The organism is Pseudoalteromonas sp. S2893, from assembly GCF_005887105.1.
Classification (GTDB): domain Bacteria; phylum Pseudomonadota; class Gammaproteobacteria; order Enterobacterales; family Alteromonadaceae; genus Pseudoalteromonas; species Pseudoalteromonas atlantica.
The window spans coordinates 1-275 of the sequence record NZ_PNCY01000126.1; the positions used below are offsets into that span (position 1 = coordinate 1).

The 275-nt window shown below is 38.9% G+C and carries 1 pseudogene; it reads right to left on the minus strand.

Features of this window, described 5'->3' with window-relative positions:
• Positions 1-41: 41 nt before the first annotated feature.
• A pseudogene (locus CWC04_RS19400) lies at positions 42-275 on the minus strand (lipoprotein-releasing system transmembrane subunit LolC); the annotation flags it as partial.

Here is a 275-nt window from a genome sequence, read left to right on the forward strand (position 1 = left end):
AATGTCTCAGCACCTGTAACATTTGGCGCTGCTTTAAGTTATTCTACTTTTTTAGGCCTATCAGCCATCGGTGTGGTAGGAGCTAAGTATTCAACATTCGGTACCAGACTTAATAAACGATGCACTAATTGATGCTCAAAGCCATTAATAACCGAAAGCGCAACAATTAACACCGCCACCCCTAATAAAATACCAACAGAAGAGGCTTTGGAAATAAAGCTTACAAATTCGTTTTTTTCGTCTTTATGGCAATAATTCGCTCTAAAGCGTTCACT